Raw genomic sequence first — 18,280 nt, forward strand, 5'->3', positions numbered from 1 at the left:
CGGCCCGCCACAGCTAGGGGTGCACTGCAGCAGACCGGGTCAAGGGGTCGGGTCAGCCGATCGAGGTACGTCGGTGGAGATCGGGCCCGGGTCCTCCGAGGGGACGGAGGTGCACCGGACCCGATCACGGCGGGCCGCCGCAGCTAGGGGTGCACTGCAGCAGACCGGATCAGGGGGTTCGGTCAGCCGACCGAGGTACGTCGGAGGGGATCGGGCCCGGTCCCCACTGAGGAGGGAGGTGTACCGGGCCCGATCGCGGTGGTCCGCTGCAGCAAGGGGTGCACTGCAGCGGACTACCGGATTGGGGGTTCGGTCAGCGGACCGGGCCGGTGATCAGCTCGATCGTGGCCTTGTGCTGCTGACCGGACTGGTCGGTCCAGCCGACCTCGACCTTGTCGCCGGGGTGCTGCTTGTTCAGGAGGCTCGACAGGGCGTCGGCCGAGTCGACCGGGTGGCCGGCGAAGGAGGTGATGACGTCGCCGGCGGCGATGCCGGCATCGTCGGCCTTGCCGTCCGCGATCACGTCGCCGACTGCCGCGCCGGTGACGCCGGCGTCGGTGACCACCGAGATGCCCAGCATCGGCGAGTCACCGATGTGTACGGCGTCCGACGCCTTGCCGTCCTGGATCTGGTCCGCGATGTCCATCGCCTGGTTGATCGGGATCGCGAAGCCCTCGGTCGTGCTCTGGCCCTGCCCGTTCCCGCTACCACCATTGCCCGAACCGTCGCCGTTGCCGTTGCCGCCCTGGCCGTCGCCGAACCCGTTGCCGCCCTGGCCGTCGCCGAACCCGTTGCCGGACCCGTCGCCGAAGCCGTTGTCGCCGCCGTTGCCGAACGGGTCCTGGGATCCGTCGCCGAACGGGTCGTCGTTGCCGTTTCCGGTCCCGTTGCCATCCGCCGCCTGAATCGCGGTCGCCGGGGTTCCGTTGGTCGCCGCGGACTGGACTGCGGTCGTGGAGCCGCCGGTGGTTGCCGCCGCCTGGCCAGGCCGTCCTTGCCCGCCGTTGTTTCCGCCGGACCCAGCAGTGTCGACACCGATCACCTCGCCGGACGCGTTCGCGAGCGGTCCGCCGGAGTCGCCGGCCTGGATGTTCGCGTCGGTCTGGATCAGCCCGGTGAGGTTCTCCGGGTCCTGCCCGTTCTCGTCGGTCGCGGTGATCGCCTGGTTCAGGCCGGTCACCTTGCCCGCCGCGTGGCTCGGCGTACCGCCGGTACCACCCGCGTTGCCGATCCCGACCACCTGGTCGCCGACCGCCACCTTGTCAGAGTTGCCGATCTTCGCGGTCTCCAGCCCGGACGCGTCCTTCAGCTTGAGTACGGCGATGTCGTGCTGGTCGTCGTACCCGACAACACCCGCCTGGTACGTCTTGCCGTTCCCGATGTCGGTCACGGTGATGGACGTGGCGCCCTCGATGACGTGGTGGTTGGTCAGCACCTCACCGTCGGAGCTCAGCACGATCCCGGTCCCGGCGGCGCGAGCACCTTCGAACCCGAGCACCGTGTTCACATCCACGAGCCCGGGCGAGACCTTCGCCGCGACCGCCGACGCGTCGAACTGCTGCTGCGAGAGCTGCGACCCGTTGCCGCCGGCTTGCCGACCGATGCCCCAGGCAACAGATCCGGCGACCAGTACGGCGGCCAGCCCGAGCGCACCCGCTCCCAGCAACCGACGCCCCCGCCGTCCCGGCCGCGGTGCCTGTGGCCCGAACGGGTAGTACGGCGGCTGTCCATACGGCGGTTGTCCCGCGTAGTGCGGCCCGGGGTACTGCTGGCTCGCGTGGTGCTGTCCATACGCCTGCCCGGCATGCTGCTGCCCATACGGCGGCTGCCCCGCAAACTGCTGTCCCATGTGCTGCTGCCCAAACGGCGACTGACCCGCCTGCTGCGGTGCATTCGGCTGTCCCGGGTACTGCTGCGGCCCGGCGTACTGCTGCCCCGGCTGCTGCTGCCCCTGGTACGTCTGTCCCGACTGCTGCGGCGCTTGCTGCTGCGGTGCCTGCGGCTGCTGCGGCACCTGCTGCGGCACCTGCTGCTGCGGCATTTGCTGCTGCGGTGCCGCGCTCTGTGGTCCGGATTGCAGTGGATTCGTCTGCTGTGGTTCCGCGTGCTGCGGCTCGTGCGGTGCCGCTTGCGGCGGACCGGCCTGCCAGCTGTCCGGTTGCTGCGTAGGCTCCTGTCCAGCTTGCTGCCGTTCCGCGCCCTCGTTCATTCCCCTTGCCTCCTCAGCCCAGTTCTCTCTGCAGTCGATTAGAGCGCGCCAGACTGAGAACCCCATTGGGCCAGCCAATGAATCAGCTGAGAATCTTTTCCACCGCCTCCACCACCGCCCGGCGCCGCAACGCCCGGCTCGGTACGCCGGTTCCGTACTCCGGATTCATCGACGACCAACTCGTCGCGATCGCCTGGATCAGCGACAGCAGACTGACCGCCGCGAAGTGTCCTGGCACGGCCCGTCGCCGCTGAGCCCGCACGAGATCGTCCAGCCGGCTCCGATTGACCGCGAGGATCGCGTCCAACGGGTGCCCTTCCGGCCGCTCCAACCGGTACCAGACCGACAACCGCAGGTGCTCGGGATGCTCCTCGAAGTAGTCGAACACCCGGCCCGCGTACGCCGGCAAGTCCGTCGCGTCGAACCCCACCTCCTCGAGGTAGGCCTCCACGGACGCAGTGAAGACCGCGTCGAACAGCCCGTCCTTGCTCCCGAAGTACGCGTAGAGCATCGCCTTGTTGCACTCGGCGACCTCGGCGATCCGCTGGACTCGCGCCCCGGCGATCCCCCGCGCGGCGAACTCCTCGGTGGCGGCCGCCAAGATCCTCGTCCTGGTCCGATCGGCGTTCCGTTGCTGCATGCCTCCAGCGTACCAACCAACCGGTTAGTTGATTTCTTGTCGATCGCGAGGTTAGCTTGGTGAGGTATCCAACCGTTTGGTTAGTTAGGAATGACCATGAACAAGATCTGGCTGATCACCGGCAGTTCCCGCGGGCTCGGCCGCGCCCTCACTGAAGCTGTCTTGGCCGCCGGCGACCGAGTCGTCGCCACCGCCCGCAAGCCCGAGCAGCTCGACGATCTGGTCGCGAAGTACGGCGACCAGGTGCGGGCGGTTGCCCTGGACGTGACGGACGCGACTGCGGCGCGGGACGCCGTACGGACCGCACTGGACGAATTCGGCGGTCTCGACGTAGTGGCGAACAACGCGGGCTACGCGAACAGCGCCGCGATCGAGGAGACGCCTGACGAGGACTTCCGGGCGCAGATCGAGACGAACCTCTTCGGCGTCGTGAACGTGACCAAGGCCGCACTGCCGGGGTTCCGTGAGCAGCGGAGCGGGCACTTCCTGCAGTTCTCGTCGATCGGCGGCCGGGTCGGTGGTACGCCGGGGATGGGCGCGTACCAGACCGCGAAGTTCGCGGTCGAAGGGTTCTCGGAGGTGCTGAACAACGAGGTGAAGCCGTTCGGGGTGAAGGTGACGATCATCGAGCCGGGCGCGTTCCGGACCGACTGGGGTGGTTCGTCGATGGCGATCGCACCCGTCGGGGCCGACTACGACGCCACGGTCGGCGAGCTGAATCGCTACCGCCTGGAGACCGACGGCAAGCAGCCCGGCGACCCGGCCAAGGCCGCGCGCGCGATCCTCGACATCGTCGCGCTCGACACCCCGCCCCTGCGTCTGCTCCTCGGCAAAGACGCGCTCACCCACGCGGACCGAGCCTCCCAATCCCGCGCCGAGGAAGCCGCCACCTGGGCCCACGTCAGCACATCAACCGACTTCGACTGACCACCACCCACTGACCACTGCCCCCGAAGCCCGAGCCACAGCCACTACAGCACGAAGCCAAGCAGGCCAGAACCCGGCACGGGCCCAACCCGGCACGGGCCCAACCCGGCACAGCCCGGCCGGCACGGCCCAACCCGGCCGGCACGGCACAGCCCGGCCGGCACGGCACAGCCCGGCACAGCCCGGCACAGCCCGGCCGGCACGGCCGGCGCTGCAGATCGCCCGCTGCGTGCGCGAGTTCACGATCGGCCACGCGTTGACCATGGCGGTCGTTGCCCTGGGCGCCGGCCACCGCAGCCGCAAGCCGGCCCCCGCCGACCCCACCTACAACCTCCTCGCCGAGACCGCCGACGCAGAAGCCAAAGCAAACGCCGAGGCCACGACAGACGCCGAAGCCAAGGCGGACGCCGAGGCCACGACAGACGCAGGCGCCAAGGCCGGCGCCGCCCGAGCCGGCACCGGCGGGCATTTCGGGCTCGGGCTGCACGCCATGCTCGACGGGTTCAGCGCAGGTCGCGGAAGAACTCGCGCACGTCGGTGATCAGTACGTCCGGGATCTCCAGGGCGGCGAAGTGGCCGCCGTGGTCCAGGTCGGTCCAGCGGGTGATCGTGTTGTCCCGCTCGGCGTAGCGGCGGATCGCGACGTCGTGTGCGGTGGCCAGCACTGCGGTCGGCACGCCGGAGTTCTCCTTGTGCGCTCCCCACGGCTCCTGCTCCGCGTACCCGACCAGCGCCGCCGAACCCGCGGTCCCGGTGAGCCAGTAGAACATCACGTTGGTCAGCAGCCGGTCCCTGCTGATGATTGCATCAGGCAATGTTTCCATCGGGTGCGTCCAGGCGCGGAACTTGTCCATGATCCAGGCGAGCTGTCCGACCGGCGAGTCCACCAGCCCGTAGGCGAGCGTCTGCGGCCTGGTCGACTGGATGGAGATGTAGCCGAACTCCTTCTGCAGGAACTCGCCGATCCGCGCGATCCGGTCCTGCTCCAGCGGCGTCAGGGTCTTCAACTCGTCGTCACTCAGCGGGTACGGCGGCAACGAAGGCCCACCGTTGGTGTGTACGCCGACCACGTGCTCGCTGGCCGCCCGCGCCACCTCGGGTGATACCGCACCGCCGATGTCACCGCCCTGGACGCCGTACCGCTCGTAGCCGAGGCGGTCCATCAGCTTGGCCCAGGTGCGGCCGATCTGCTCCCTGGTCCAGCCGCGCTCCGAGACCGGACCGGAGAAGCCGAAGCCGGGCAGCGACGGGATCACCAAGTGGAACGCGTCCGAAGCCACGCCACCAAAAGACACGGGGTCGGTCAGCGGCCCGATCAGGTCGAGGAACTCGACGACCGACCCGGGCCAGCCGTGCGTCAGGATCAGCGGGAGGGCGTCCGGTTCGGGCGAGGTCACGTGCAGGAAGTGGATCTGCTGACCGTCGATCACGGTCGTGAACTGCGGATACGCGTTGAGCTCCGCCTCCGCCGCGCGCCAGTCGTAGCCGGTTCGCCAGTAGTCGACCAGCTCGGCCAGCCAGGAGACCGGTACGCCGGTGTCCCAGTCGTCCCCCGGGAGCGCGGCCGGCAGCCGGGTGTTCTCGAGGCGCGTAGCCAGGTCGTCGAGGGTGCCCTGCGGGATGTCGATGCTGAATGGCTTGATCATGCTTCGACTCTCTCACCCGGTTAGGACAGCTTCAGTCCTAGCTAGCTGGCAGAATCCGATCATGCTCGAAACCTCCGCTCGACTGCTCAAACTGCTGTCGCTGCTGCAGTCCCCACGGGACTGGAGTGGAGCCGACCTCGCCGCTGAGCTCGGCGTCGGTGTCCGGACCGTCCGCCGGGACGTGGACAAGTTGCGCAACCTCGGCTACCCGGTCGACGCCGTACCAGGGGTGGCCGGCTACCGGCTCGGGGCCGGCGCCGCGCTGCCGCCGCTCCTGCTCGACGACGACGAGGCGGTGGCGGTCGCGATCGGACTCAGGGCGGCCGCGACGGGCAGCGTCGCCGGGATCGAGGAGTCGTCGGTCCGAGCGCTGACCAAGCTCGAACAGGTGCTGCCGTCGCGGTTGCGGCATCGGGTCAAGTTGCTGCAGGCAATCGCCGTCATGCCGTCCGGTGGGGCCGCTGTGCAGCCGGAGGTGTTGCTCGCAGTGGCGGAGGCCTGTCGCGATCGGCAACGACTGCGGTTCGACTACCGCAGCCATGACGGTACGGCGGGACGTCGTACGACGGAGCCGCATCGGATGGTGCACACCGGGCGACGGTGGTACCTGGTGGCGTGGGACCTCGACCGCGACGACTGGCGCACGTTCCGGCTCGATCGGCTGGAGCCACGGATCCCGACCGGGCCGCGGTTCACGGCACGCGAGGTCCCGGATCTGGACGCGACCGCGCGCGGGGTGGCGTCGGGTGGTTATCGCTACCAGGCGCGCTTCATCATCGAGGCACCGGTAGAGGTGATCGCGGATCGGCTGGCGCCGAGCGTCGCGACGGTGACGCCGATCGACGCGAGGACGACACAGGTCGACACCGGCTCCAACTCACTCGACGAACTGGCGTTGCACATCGGTCTGCTCGGCCATCCGTTCCAGATCCAGTCGCCGCCGGAACTCGTTGCCCACATCCGCGAGTTGACGACTCGCCTGGCCGCCGCGGTCCCGGCGGACTGAGCGGTAGCGTTCAGTCATGCTGCTCGCCGGGGTGGAGGATCGGTACGTCGGGACCGTGCTGGGGCGGATCCGGCTGCGGGTCGGCGGCGAGGGACCGGCGATGTTGTTCTGGCCGAGCCTACTGATGGACGGCACGCTGTGGTCGGGCCAGGCAGCGCACTTCATCGACCGGTTTCAGGTCGTGCTCGTGGATCCACCTGGGCATGGAGGAAGCTCAGCACTGACCGGACCGTTCAACTTCGAGCAGTGCGCCGAGGTGATCCGCGCGATCGTCGACGAACTCGGCGTCGGCCGAGTACATGTCATCGGCAACAGTTGGGGCGGGATGATCGGCGGCACGTTCGCCGCACTCCACCCCGACCGGACCGGCATCGCCGTACTCATGAACGCGACCGCGTCACCGGCGGGCCGCAGGCAACGGTTCGAGTACGGCGTACTGACGCGGTCGGCGCGAGCACTCGGTGGGATCAAGGGTCCGTTGGTCGGCCCGGTGATCAATGCGTTCCTCGGTCCGACGGCGAAACGCGAGAAGCCAGAAGTTGTTGCCACCGTCAACGAGCTGGCGCGGCGGGTGGACATCACCTCCGGCCGGCACGCGGTCACCAGCGTGGTCCCGCGGCGGCCGGATCAACGGGAGTTGTTCGGCCGGATCCGTACCCCGGTCCTGGTCGTCGCGGGCGCCGAGGACGCAACCTTCCCGGTCCTCGAGACGGAGGAGATGGCCGACTCCATCCCCGGCGCCCGCTTCGTCGTACTGGAACAGTCCGCCCACCTGGCCGCACTGGAGTCGCCCACCGAGGTCAACGCCCTGATCGACGACTTCCTCGCCGACCACCTGTAGGCAACCACCCTTCCCGGCGGGAAGGGTGGTTGCCGAAGGTCAGTGGTTGCTGACGACTGCCCCGGTCTTCGGGTTCAGGATCAGCTTGTCCTTGCTCGGGTGCCGGAAGTCGAACATGCCGCTCAGGCTGCCGGCGCGCTGGTCGAACGAGTGGTCGCCGATCTGGCCGGTCCGCCAGTTGTCCTCGATGAACTTGAGGATCGACGTCTGGTCGGTCAGCGAGTGGTCGACGTGGTTGCTCTTCGCGTACGGCGAGATCACCAGCAGCGGCAGGCGCGGGCCGTAGCCGCAGCGGTCGGCGTAGCCGCCGGACACCGGGGCCTTGCCACACAGCGCCGACTGGTCGAGCGCGGCATCCTTGGAGCCGTTCACCGTCGGCGACTTCACGTGGTCGTACCAGCCGTCGGAGTCGTCGTAGGCCAGGACGACCGCGGTCGACGACCACTCCTTGGACTTCTGCAACTGGTTGATCTCCTTGACCACGAACGCCTGCTCGTCCAGCGGGTCGGAGTAGCCCGCGTGACCGTCCTGGTACTCGCCGGCCTTCAGGAAGCTGACCGACGGCAGGTTGTCGGCTGCCACGGCGGCGTCGAAGTCCGACGTGTCGTACTGGTGGTTGGCCTGGTCGGTGTGACCGATGGCCTGCACGGAGCTCGGCGGCAGGTGCTTCGGGTTCGCCGTCGACTCGTAGTACTGGAACGGCGCGTGGTGCGGGCTGTAGTCCAGCGCCGCGATGCCGCCGACGTTGGCGTGCTGGGCGCCGCAGACGGCCTTGCCGTTGGCGGTACTGGTCGGCTTGAAGCCGCCCTGGAACCAGCCCCAGGTGACGTGCTTCTGGTTGAGCAGGTCACCGATGTTCTGCCCGTGCATCGCGGCCAGGTTGTTCGTCGACTTGCCGTTGCTGTTGGAGCAGTCGTCGTAGAACGGGTCGGGGTCATTGGTGACGGTCCCGATGCCGTTCTTGTCGGGCGACTGCACGGCGTACGCGTCCGTGGTGGGCTTGCCGGTCTTCGGGTCCATCGCCTGGACGCCGTGGGTCTGACCGGAGATCAGGTTCAGCGCGCCCGGGGTGGACGGGCCGTACACGGTGTCGAACGAGTTGTCGCTCAGCGCGTAGTGCTGGGCGTAGTTCCACATCGCGGTGACGGTGTTGCCGTCGTAGTAGTCCATCACCAGGCCCGGCTGGCCGAACAGCACGGGCTGGCCGGTGCACTTGTCCGTCTCGGTGTTCTCGACGAACTTGTCCATCTTGCGGCCGTCGGCGGCCTTCTGCTCCGGACCGTAGCCGTGGTTCTGGTCGCAGGTCAGTGCCTGCGACGGCGCCAACCGCTTCGGGTCGTAGGCGTTCGGGTTGTGGGTCAGCAACTGCTTGGACAGGCCGTTCACCTTGGGCGTGTGCCGGTCCGCCTTGAACGGCGTGCCGTCCTCGTTCGTGGCGTTCGGGTAGGTGCCGAAGTAGTGGTCGAACGAGATGTTCTCGCCGAAAATCACCACCACGTGCTGGATCGGTGTGGCCGGGTGGGCCGGCTTGTACGAATAGGCGGCGTTGGCCACCTGGTTGGTGTCGCCGCCGCTACAGCCGGCCAGCAACACGCTGGCCGCGGCCACGGTGGCCGTGGCTGCGACACGAAGTCTTGCACGCATGCCTTCTCCTCCTGAGTAACTCATGCGAGCAACGACCGCCCGAAGTGGTCGTTGCTGTCCCGTACACCGGGAAGCGCGAAGAAGTACCCGCCGCCGACCGGCCGGATGTAGTCGACGAGAGGCTCGTCGATCAGCCGGGTCTGCACGGCCTCGAACTGCCGGGCGATGTCCTGCTGGTACGCGCAGAACAGCAGTCCCATGTCCAGGTCCCCGACCGAGTCGGTGCCCTTGTCGTAGTTGTAGCCGCGGCGCAGGAACTGGCTGGCCGCCGTGTCCGCGGTGCGGGGGTTGGCCATCCGGATGTGGCTGGTCAACGGGATCGCGCCGCCGGTCGGGTCGGCCGGGTAGTTGGGGATGTCGCTCTCGCTGTTGCCGTCCAGCGGCGCTCCGGAGTCCCGGCGCCGGCCGAACATGTTCTCCTGCTCGCCGACCGACACCCGGTCCCAGAACTCGACCAGCATCCGGATCTGGCGCAGTACCTGGTAGCTGCCGCCTTCGGTCCAGGCCGGCTCGCCGTTCCCCTGACCCACCCACACGAGCTTGTCGTGGTCGGCCGACTCGGGCTTGACGATGCCGTCCTTGAAGCCCATCAGGTTGCGCTGCGTGCCGGACGGCCGCGGCGGGCTCTGGAAGCCGTCGACGCGCCAGCGCAGCTGCATCCCGCCCCGGGTGTGCCGGGCGATGTCCCGCAGCGCGTGCAGCACGGTGTCGGTCTCCGACGCGCACAGCTGCAGGCTCAGATCCCCATGGCACTGGCTGTCGTCCAGGCTGTCGTTGGGGAACTCCTTCATCGCCGTCAGCTTCGCCGGTTTGCGGTCCTTGAGGCCGTACCGGTCGTCGAACAGCGACGCCCCGACGCCGACCGTGACCGTCAAGTCATCGCCGGGCATGTCCGGGCCGAGCACGCCGGAGTCGGCCGGTGGGGCGGTGATGCCCAGCGGCGGCAGCGCGCCGCCCGCGGTGAGCAGCCGGGCCCGGTCTGTCAGCGTCGTGAGCAGCCCGGTCAGCTCGCTCTTGTTCGCGGCGATCACGTCGAACGATGCGAAGATCGCCTGCTTCTGCGGGTCGGTGGTGATGCCGGCCTGGTGTACGCCGTGGAACGCCACGGAAGTCGCCGTCGCCGCGTCGGCGGACACAGTCAGCCCGGTCACCGCAGCCGCGCCGGCCCCGGCCAGCGCGCCGCGCAGGAAGGATCGACGCCCGACGCCGGTCATGAGGTGCTCCGCCGTACTTCGCAGATGGCCGCGACGGGGGCGAGTAGCTCCAACAGTTCGCCGACCGCGCCGTTGAGCTGTTCCCGGGTGGTCTGGTCCAGCTGAGCGACCGGGATGTTCCGGTGGGCGGTCAGCAGCGTGCGTACCCGGGCCTCCCACTTCTGCACCTGGGTCAGGTCCGGGTAACGGGGCTTGAGCACCGGGTTGAGGATGGCCAGGACCTTCGCCGTACCGTCCAGGTTGGCCAGCGCGGTGTTCAGCGACGTACCGCTGCCCTGGTCGTTCTCGCCGGTCAGCTCGAACTGGAGGGCATTCTCCATGACCTCGTGGGCGCGCAGCCCGAGATCGTTCGGATCCACCTGTTCGTTGGGCAGGTCATGCTGCAACCCGTGCACATCGGCGGCCAGCTGGTCCGCGATCGGCTTCAGGGCGGCAGCGGAAGCGTTGTGCCACAGGCCCTTTTCCAACGGATGGAAGCCGGCGGATCCGTCGATCTTGTCGGCGAAGTCGCCGAACGCGTCGTAGGCCGCGCCGAGCGAGTTGTACGCCAGGTGCGCGGGCAGCCAGTCGGCCCGGGCGGCGGCCAGGTTGCCCGCATCCACGTCGCCGCGCAGCTTGTCCGTCTTGACTGCCAGCTCGGCGACGCCGCCGGCGACGGCGGCCTCGTACTGCTTCACCAGCGGCAACATGTCGTTCTTGGTGACGGCGACCACAGCCGGGCCGCCCTTCGCGTCGCCCGCAACAGTCACTGTCGGACCGGTGATGCCGTCGGTGTCCTCGATCAGGCAGCGGATCGCGTACTGCCCGGCGCCGAGTTGCACGTCCATCGGCGCGCTCGTGTTCGGGCCGAGGCCCTCCACCTCGCCGTACACCTTGTTGCTGCTGACCTCGACGAGGTCGACCTCGGCGGCCGCGTCGCCGGTGTTGTGTACGACGATCGTCTGCCGGCCAGTCTTCGCGCCGGTCCAGCCTTGGCCGCACTGGCTGCGGGACACGGTGATCTGGGGCGGGCCACCGGCCGCGTCGGCGGATCCTGACCAGGGCCGCCACACCGCCACCGCTACGACCGCGCCGACAACGACCAGTGCGATCGCCGCCGGCAGCGGACGGGGAGTGCGCACGAGAGGTCGCTCCTGGGTGATCGGCAATTTCCATTGGTGAGCAATGCTTCGCGGGCAATGCTAAGACCGCCGTCACCGGAGCCGAGCCCTGTTTGCCAGCTCGTCACGTACTGTTCGCCCAAGCCGGAGCTAGCGGCGGGACGGGACCACGGTCCGGCTGAGGTCGGAGGCGACCACGATCTCGCCGGAGAACTCGGCGGCGGCTTCCTCATGGAAGCGTTCGGGCTCCAGGTAGCGCTGGGAGAAGTGGGTGAGGACCAGCTTCCGCACTCCACATTCAGCCGCGACCCGGGCGGCTTGGCGAGCCGTGAGGTGCCCGAAGCGGCGGGCCAGTTCCGTCTCCGACGACAGGTAGGTCGACTCGATCACCAGGAGATCGGCACCGTCGGCCAGACGGAGGACGTTGTCGCAGAGTCGGGTGTCCATGACGAACGCGAAGCGTTGGCCCGGGCGAGGTTCGCTGACCTCTTCGATCCGGACCAGCCGTCCGTCGACCTCCAGCGAACCGGCCTGCTGCAACCGGCCGACGGCGGGCCCGGTGATGCCGGCAGCAGCGAGCTTGTCGGGAAGCATCCGGCGCCCATCAGGCTCGATCAGCTGGTAGCCGAAGGACTCGATCGGGTGCTCCAGCCGTCGTGCCCAGAGCTGACCGAACGACCCGACGGACACCAGCCCGTCGTCCTCAACCGGTTCCTCGAGCAACTCGGCACGCTCGAAGAACGAAGCGGCGTACCGAAGCCTGGTGAAGTACGTCTGCCCCGACGCCGGGTAGTGCGCGTGGATCGGATGCTGCACGCCGTCCAATGACAGGCGCTGCACGATCCCCGGTACGCCGAGGCAGTGGTCGCCGTGGAAGTGCGTGACGCACAGCCGCGTGATCGCGCCGGCCGCGACCCCGGCGTACAGCATCTGCCGTTGGGTCCCTTCGCCCGGGTCGAACAGGAATCCCTCGTCGTCCCAGCGCAGGAAGTACCCGTTCTGCGTGCGTTCGCGGGACGGCACCTGGCTTCCGGTGCCCAGCACAACGAGTTCACGCACGCGCCCAAGCTAACGCAGTGCCGCCTCGAATGCCGACAGGAATACCTCCACGTGCGACGACTCCCAGATCAGCGGCGGACGAATCTTCAGTACTCCCCCACCGGGACCCGTGGTCCCGACGAGTACGCCGTTGGCCCGCAAGCGCTCGGCAAAGTCGCCGGCCCCCGGCATCTCCACCCCGACCATCAGCCCTTGCCCGCGCACCGGCAGATCCGGCACCAGCGACTCCAGCCCGGCCCGCAACTGCGCACCGACCTCACCGGAGCGAGCGACCAGGCCGGTCTGCTCGATCACGTCCAGCACGGTCAGCGCGGCGACGCACGAGACCGGGTTCCCGCCGAAGGTGCTGAAGTACTCGTCGACCTCGACGAACGCCTCCGCGATCTCCCGCCTGGTGATCAGCGCCGCGACCGGATGCCCGTTGCCCATCGGCTTGCCGAGCGTGACGAAGTCGGGTGTCAGCCCGAAGTCCTGGAACCGCCACAGGTTCCGCCCGCCGCGACCGAACCCGGCCTGCACCTCGTCGGCGAGGAACAGCCCGCCGGACGCCCGCGCCTCGTCCTGCAACCCACGCATGAACGACGACCCCGGCGTCAGGATCCCCGCACCGCTGAACACACTGTCCACCGCAAGCAGTGCCAGGTCGTGGCCCGCCCGCGCCAGGTCACCACGCGCGCTCCGGACTCGCTGTGCAGCCGCCATCCCGTCGTCCGACGGGTCCCGAGGTGCCTCGAAGACAGCCACGTGGGCCGGCCGCGCGGACGCCGGATACGTGTTGGTCGAGAACGCCGCCGTCGCCTCACTGACCCCGTGATACGAGAGATCCGCGACGACCGCACCATCACGACCGGTCACCACCCGCGCCATCCGCCAGGCCAGATCGTTCGCCTCGCTTCCCGAGTTCGCGAACACACACGTGTCCAACCCGGCCGGCATCGACGCGACCAACCGCTCGGCCAACTCGACCACGTTCGGATGCAGATACCGCGAGTTCAGATTCAGTACGGCGGCCTGCCGCGAAAGCGCCTGTACGACGGCCGGATGCGCGTGCCCGACGACGGGAACGTTGTTGTAGGCATCGAGATACCGCCGTCCATCGGCTGTGTGGATCCACGCGCCCTCACCCCGCACGACCTGCAACGGCTGCCGGTAGAACAGCGGCGACAGCTCACCACCGAGCGCGGCCCCGCGGCGTACCAGCAAGGTCGGATCGGCGGCCTGTGCGGACGCGACCCGCGAGGTGCCGCACAGGCGATGAAAGCGCTCCGCGAGGTCTGCAGGCTCCACTGCGCTCAACAGATCGAGGATCCGCCAGCTTCCTGCTACCAAGCTGGTCAGATACTCCTCGTTGTCCGGATAGAGCGGCGCACGCCAAGCCGAGATGAGCACGCTGGCCGCGGACCGGGCGAGCACGAGCTCACCGATCAGTTCCACCTCGGCCGGCTCGAGCGGAAGCACCCGCTGATACCCGTCGAGGAAGCGGCCGGCATCCGCCCACAGGTCGTCGGACTCCCGCAGCAACGAGGTCAGACTGATCGCCAACTCGGCGATGCGGGCGGTGTGGTGCATGTCGCCGAAGTCGATCACGCCCGTGATGCCGCCGTCCCGCATCAGCACGTTGCTCAACGTCACGTCACCGTGCAGCACCGATCCGGGCAGCGCCCGGGTTGCCGCATCGAGTCCTTGAAAGCGATCGAGCAGTCGCCGCATCGGTTCCCGGCGGTGCTCTTCCGGCAGGCGATCGGCGTACGCGCGAAGGCTTGTGACGATCCGCGGATCCCAGTCCAGCCGCCGGTACGCCGCAGGATGTCCGAAGCCCTGCAACGCACGGGTCAACCGTGCAGCCACCGCGCCGAAGTCGGCCGCGAACCACTCGGGCAGCGCGGCGAGATCGGCGACCTGCCCAGGCATCACCGTCATCACCCGCACCTGATGCTTGCGGCCGTCCGCAGCGTCGACCATGACCACCGCGCGACCGTCGATGCTGGTCACCACGCGCGGGATCGGCAGACCGGGATCGACCACCGCGACGTGGTCCATCGCGGCGCACTCCATCGCGATCTGCTCCGGATCGTCGCCGGAGTTCGACACCTTGACCACGAACCGCTGCCCATCGGCCTCGGCGAGGAAGTTCCGGTCCCGCTCACTGCGCAGCTCGGTCACCTCGGCGTCGAGGCCGTACTCGGACCGCAGCAGCCGCGCCGCGGCCCGGATGTCGACCTCCGGAGGATCCTCGAGCATGCTCGGCGTCCGCTCAGGGATGGTGTCCACGGCAACTCCTCTGCTCACGGGACCCGGAATTCCAACGGCTTCGGCTCCTCCGCGTAGGAGAACTCGCCGTTCTCGTCGACGCGGATCGCCTGATCGTGCCCCGGGTACACGATGTCGGCCAGCGCCGCGACGCGTTCGACGGAGGTATCCGCGCGCTCTCGATCGTACGGTCTGCCCGATGCCCGGCAGGCCCGGAGGACTGCAAGGGTCGGAACCGCATCGGCCGCGAGTACGGCGGTTCCTTCGGCGGTTGCGACCGACAGGCCGACCGAGCCGGGAGTGTGTCCCGGCAGTTCCACGATCTCGACGCCCGGCGTCAACTGGTGCCCCTCGACTGCCTCGCGGAGCTCCAGGCCGTCGAACATTGCCTTGGCCCAGCGCGGAGCGAGCGGAGTGTCGGACAGATGCGGTAGCTCGGCAGGATGGATGAAGACCTGCGCACCGGCGAAGAGGTCGACGTTCTGCGCGTGGTCCCAGTGCGCGTGGGACAGCACCACCTGGTCGAGGTCACCTGGCACCAGGCCTTGGTCCGTCAGCGCCTCGACCAGGTGCCGGCGACGGCCGACGTGCCCGAAGTCGAACAGGATGCGCTGGTTTCCGTCCTCGACCAACAGCACCGAGCAGAAGGCCGGGTTGCCTTGGTCCGAGGTCAGCAAGTGACCGGTCAGGAGCGTGGTCACCGTCGGCATGAAGCCTCCAGGAGGTGGAGCAGCAGCGCCCCGCGGCTTGAGCACGTACGCACACGGGGCGCTGCTGGATCAGGTGAGGACGAGCGGTCCGGCCTCGATCAGCAGGGACGGGACGACCACGCTGTCCATGAAGGTCTGGTCACCGATCTCACGGACGGCGCCGACAGCCAGAACGGCGTTCAGAACCTCGTCCATGCGGAAGGTGAACCGCAGCTGCGGGTGCCAGGCGACCACCTTGCCGTCCTCGGCCCAGTAGGTCGCGTCTCGCGTCGTACCCGTGACGAGGGTCTGCTTCGGGTGCAGCACCCGCAGGTAGTCGAGCCGGTTCACCACCAGTCCGCTACCGCACTCGGCGAGCAACTCGTCCTCGGTCGCGTCACCGGCGTCAAGCAGCAGGTGCGACGGAACGGGGTCACCGCCGAACCGCCAGCCATCCGGTACGGCGTGACCGGTCGGGACCCCACCGGTCAGGCCGGCCCGGCGCCGGTCGGACACCAGTCCGGTCAGCACTCCGCGCTCGATCAACGGCGCCCGGCGCCGAACGTTGCCTTCAGCATCGAATCCGCTGAGCAGCCCGGCCGCGTCGGTGGCGTCGTCGACCAGCGTGAGATTCTCGCTCACCACCTGCTCGCCCAACCGGCCGGTCAGTACCGACCGCCCGCTCGCGTAGTGCTGCGCACCGAGAGCCCAGAGGCCGAACGTGGCGATCAGTGTGTTCACCGCTGACGGCTTGAGCAGCACCCGGCAGCTGCCGTGGAACTTCTCCCGCACCGGCAACGGGCGCAACGCCTCGCGCAGCCGGCCCGGGATGTCGCCGACCGGGATCAGGTCGGCGTCGCGGTGCACCAGCTTGACGCTCGCGGACTGCCCGTCCTGCTTGGCGATCGCCTGGATCGATGCCTTGGTCAACGTCTCCGACCGGAACAGCCCGGTCGAATCGGCAACGACACGGTCCAGTACGTCGTACCGGATCGCACCGCCGAGACGCGCGGCCGGATCCAGACCGTCGCGGACTGTGCTGAACCACTGGTGGCGTACGGCGGGGTCGCAGTCGACGATGGATTTCGCCGGCTCGACCGGCACCTGCTCACCATCCGCCACCGGCTGATCGGAGGCGCTGTCCGTCGAGTCGGAAGTGGGGAGCTCCGCGAGGGCGGCGTTGAGCCGATCGGCCAGGACACGCACGGCTTCCGGGTCGAGGGTCTCCAGGGTGCCCCCGGCGATCCGTCCGTCCCGGGTCACCTTGACCCTGACGCGCAGCCTACGCTCGCTGTGCTGTGCGGTGATCTCGGATTCGGCGTACCGGAGCAGGTCGGCGTTCTCGCCGAGCACGTCCAGCCGGCTGCCCGGCCCGAGGATCTCCAGCGCCTGCTCGATGTCTGTCCGCTCGATGCTCATCGTCCCACCTGCACGTTCTGGAAACGTCCCGGCACGGTGCCGTGACCGACATGAGCCACCTGCAGCGGCTCGCCCTTGTTGCACGACGGGACGCCGTGCAACTTCCACTCGTCCGGTCCGCCGAGCGCGTCCAGTCCGGCCCAGAACTCCGGGGTCACGCTCTGGTAGCTGCAGTTCTTCAGCAGCCGGCCGAGCTTGCCGTCGCGGATCTCCCAGCCGAGTTCGGTGGTGAAGCGGAACGACATCCGCTGGTCGTCGATCGAGAAGCCGCGGTTGGTGTCGACCAGGATGCCGCGCTTGGTGCCGGCGATCATCTCCTCGAGCGAGGACTCCCCCGGCTCCAGGCAGATGTTCGTCATCCGCACCAGCGGCAACCGCTGCCAGCCATCGGCCCGGGACGCACCGGTCGGCTGGTCGCCCAGCGCCGCCGCGGACTCCCGGCCGGACATGTAGCCGAGGAAGATCCCGTCCTTGACCAGCTGGGTGCGCTGGGCCGGCACACCCTCGTCGTCGTACCCGAAGGAGCCGAGCCCGCCGGGGATGGTCGCGTCCGCGTACGCCGAGACGATCGGTGAGCCCCAGCGGAAGTTGCCCCGGCGCTCGGGCGTCGCGTACGTGCCGCCGGCTAGGCTGGCCTCGGTGCCGAGCGCGCGGTCGGCCTCCATCGGGTGGCCGGCGCACTCGTGCAGCACCATCGCGAGCTGGTTGCCTCCGGCAATGAGTGTGGTGACCTCGTCCGGGCACTGCGGAGCGGTCAGCAGCGCGACCGCCTCGGACGCGACCCGGGCCGCGTTCTCCACCAGGCCGAGCGACTCGACGTGCTCCCAGCCGGCGGTGGCGAAGTCGCCACGCTGGCCGCGGATCTGCCGCGGGACGCCCTGCGGGAAGGACCGGCGCTGCAGGTCGTCGCCGTTGCCGGCGTTCACCATCAGGCCGCCGCCGCTCTCGGTCAGCGTCTGCTCGATCAGCGCGCCCTCGGTGTTCGCGAACACCTTCTCGTCGCGATACAGGTCGATCGACGCCTCGATCTGCTGGACCAGCGGACCCGCGGTCGACGCCTCCTTGACGGTGGCGGACAGCAGGTCGAGCTTGGTGCTCAGCGGGACCTCGAAGGGATCGATCCGCATCGGCGACGACCAGGTGGCCCGGGTCGTCACCGGCGCACCGAGGTTCACGTGGCCGCCTCCGCCGGTCGCCCGCGCCTGGCCGACCGCCTGCGCGATCACGGCGTCGAGACCGCGGGGGTCCAGCCGATGGGTGGCGGCGAAACCCCACTGGCCGCCGATCAGCACCCGGAGCCCGAGGCCGAGCGAGTCGTCGTACCCGACCTCGCCCGGACCGTCCAGCTCGACGAGGACCTGTTCGTGGGTGCGCCGGACCACCCGGATGTCGCCGTACTGCACGTCCGCGGGCAGCAGGGCCAGCACGGTCTCGGCAGTGTCGCGCATCACGGCGCGATCACCTGCTCAGGTTGGGAAGGAGTCACGGTCGGACCTCCGGTTCGGGGACGGGTGGATCGGCGCCTCGTCCTCACCGTAGCAGATACTACGAGATTTTGAATAGATGTTGTGATTGCTACAGAGCCTATGGGCCGGACAGGCGTCAGCCCCGGTCGCGCACAGGGCGCGGCCGGGGC

Annotated in this window: 15 protein-coding genes; 4 read left to right on the forward strand and 11 right to left on the reverse strand. The window is 69.0% G+C overall.

The annotated features are described in order from the left end of the window. Positions 1-313: 313 nt before the first annotated feature. Positions 314-2,041 carry a S1C family serine protease gene (locus ACGFH6_RS02290; RefSeq protein ID WP_393379773.1) on the reverse strand — a complete coding sequence of 576 codons (1,728 nt, stop codon included), beginning with the start codon at positions 2,039-2,041 and terminating at the stop codon, positions 314-316. A gap of 250 nt (positions 2,042-2,291) precedes the next feature. Then, a complete protein-coding gene (locus ACGFH6_RS02295) occupies positions 2,292-2,849 on the reverse strand; it encodes a TetR family transcriptional regulator (RefSeq protein WP_393379774.1) in 558 nt (185 codons plus the stop codon). Positions 2,850-2,945: 96 nt separating this feature from the next. Between ACGFH6_RS02295 and ACGFH6_RS02300 the strand changes: the two genes are divergently transcribed. Further along, positions 2,946-3,776 (forward strand): oxidoreductase, encoded by an 831-nt coding sequence (locus ACGFH6_RS02300; RefSeq protein WP_393379776.1) that lies wholly within the window; start codon positions 2,946-2,948, stop codon positions 3,774-3,776. Between the two features lie 229 nt (positions 3,777-4,005). Continuing rightward, entirely contained in the window at positions 4,006-4,317 is a 312-nt protein-coding gene (locus ACGFH6_RS02305) for a hypothetical protein (protein ID WP_393379778.1), read from the forward strand. On the opposite strand, the gene ACGFH6_RS02310 is transcribed toward ACGFH6_RS02305, so the two are convergent. Further along, positions 4,280-5,422, reverse strand: a complete 1,143-nt coding sequence (locus ACGFH6_RS02310) for an epoxide hydrolase family protein (RefSeq protein WP_393379779.1) — start codon at positions 5,420-5,422, stop codon at positions 4,280-4,282. The genes ACGFH6_RS02305 and ACGFH6_RS02310 overlap by 38 nt on opposite strands. A 61-nt stretch (positions 5,423-5,483) precedes the next feature. Here ACGFH6_RS02310 and ACGFH6_RS02315 point away from each other — a divergent pair, with 61 nt between their 5' ends. Both ACGFH6_RS02315 and ACGFH6_RS02320 read left to right on the forward strand, forming a co-directional pair. Beyond that, a complete protein-coding gene (locus ACGFH6_RS02315; RefSeq protein WP_393379781.1) occupies positions 5,484-6,428 on the forward strand; it encodes a helix-turn-helix transcriptional regulator in 945 nt (314 codons plus the stop codon). 16 nt (positions 6,429-6,444) lie between these two features. After that, positions 6,445-7,269 (forward strand): alpha/beta fold hydrolase, encoded by an 825-nt coding sequence (locus ACGFH6_RS02320; RefSeq protein ID WP_393379783.1) that lies wholly within the window; start codon positions 6,445-6,447, stop codon positions 7,267-7,269. Positions 7,270-7,308: 39 nt separating this feature from the next. Here the strand turns inward: ACGFH6_RS02320 and ACGFH6_RS02325 are convergent, their stop codons facing one another. From ACGFH6_RS02325 to ACGFH6_RS02360, 8 genes are all read right to left on the reverse strand, one after another. Further along, positions 7,309-8,913, reverse strand: coding sequence for a phospholipase C (locus ACGFH6_RS02325; protein ID WP_393379785.1), 1,605 nt, complete (start codon positions 8,911-8,913; stop codon positions 7,309-7,311). A 20-nt stretch (positions 8,914-8,933) separates the two neighbouring features. Continuing rightward, positions 8,934-10,127 carry an iron uptake transporter deferrochelatase/peroxidase subunit gene (gene efeB, locus ACGFH6_RS02330; protein WP_393379787.1) on the reverse strand — a complete coding sequence of 398 codons (1,194 nt, stop codon included), beginning with the start codon at positions 10,125-10,127 and terminating at the stop codon, positions 8,934-8,936. Further along, positions 10,124-11,248, reverse strand: coding sequence for an EfeM/EfeO family lipoprotein (locus tag ACGFH6_RS02335; protein WP_393379788.1), 1,125 nt, complete (start codon positions 11,246-11,248; stop codon positions 10,124-10,126). Before ACGFH6_RS02335 ends, efeB begins: the two co-directional genes overlap by 4 nt. 129 nt (positions 11,249-11,377) lie before the next feature. Further along, a complete protein-coding gene (locus ACGFH6_RS02340) occupies positions 11,378-12,286 on the reverse strand; it encodes a ribonuclease Z (RefSeq protein WP_393379790.1) in 909 nt (302 codons plus the stop codon). Between the two features lie 9 nt (positions 12,287-12,295). Then, on the reverse strand, positions 12,296-14,557 hold the full coding sequence (locus ACGFH6_RS02345; protein ID WP_393379792.1) for an aminotransferase class III-fold pyridoxal phosphate-dependent enzyme: 2,262 nt from the start codon (positions 14,555-14,557) through the stop codon (positions 12,296-12,298). A gap of 14 nt (positions 14,558-14,571) precedes the next feature. Continuing rightward, positions 14,572-15,246, reverse strand: a complete 675-nt coding sequence (locus tag ACGFH6_RS02350; RefSeq protein WP_393379793.1) for an MBL fold metallo-hydrolase — start codon at positions 15,244-15,246, stop codon at positions 14,572-14,574. A 69-nt stretch (positions 15,247-15,315) separates the two neighbouring features. Then, complete coding sequence (locus tag ACGFH6_RS02355) at positions 15,316-16,644, reverse strand: metallopeptidase TldD-related protein (protein WP_393379795.1); 1,329 nt, start codon at positions 16,642-16,644, stop codon at positions 15,316-15,318. Beyond that, positions 16,641-18,092, reverse strand: coding sequence for a TldD/PmbA family protein (locus tag ACGFH6_RS02360; RefSeq protein WP_393379796.1), 1,452 nt, complete (start codon positions 18,090-18,092; stop codon positions 16,641-16,643). The genes ACGFH6_RS02355 and ACGFH6_RS02360 overlap by 4 nt, the downstream gene beginning before the upstream one ends. Between the last annotated feature and the right edge of the window lie 188 nt (positions 18,093-18,280).

Source organism: Kribbella sp. NPDC049227, assembly GCF_043197265.1.
In the GTDB taxonomy this organism is placed as follows: Bacteria; Actinomycetota; Actinomycetes; order Propionibacteriales; family Kribbellaceae; genus Kribbella.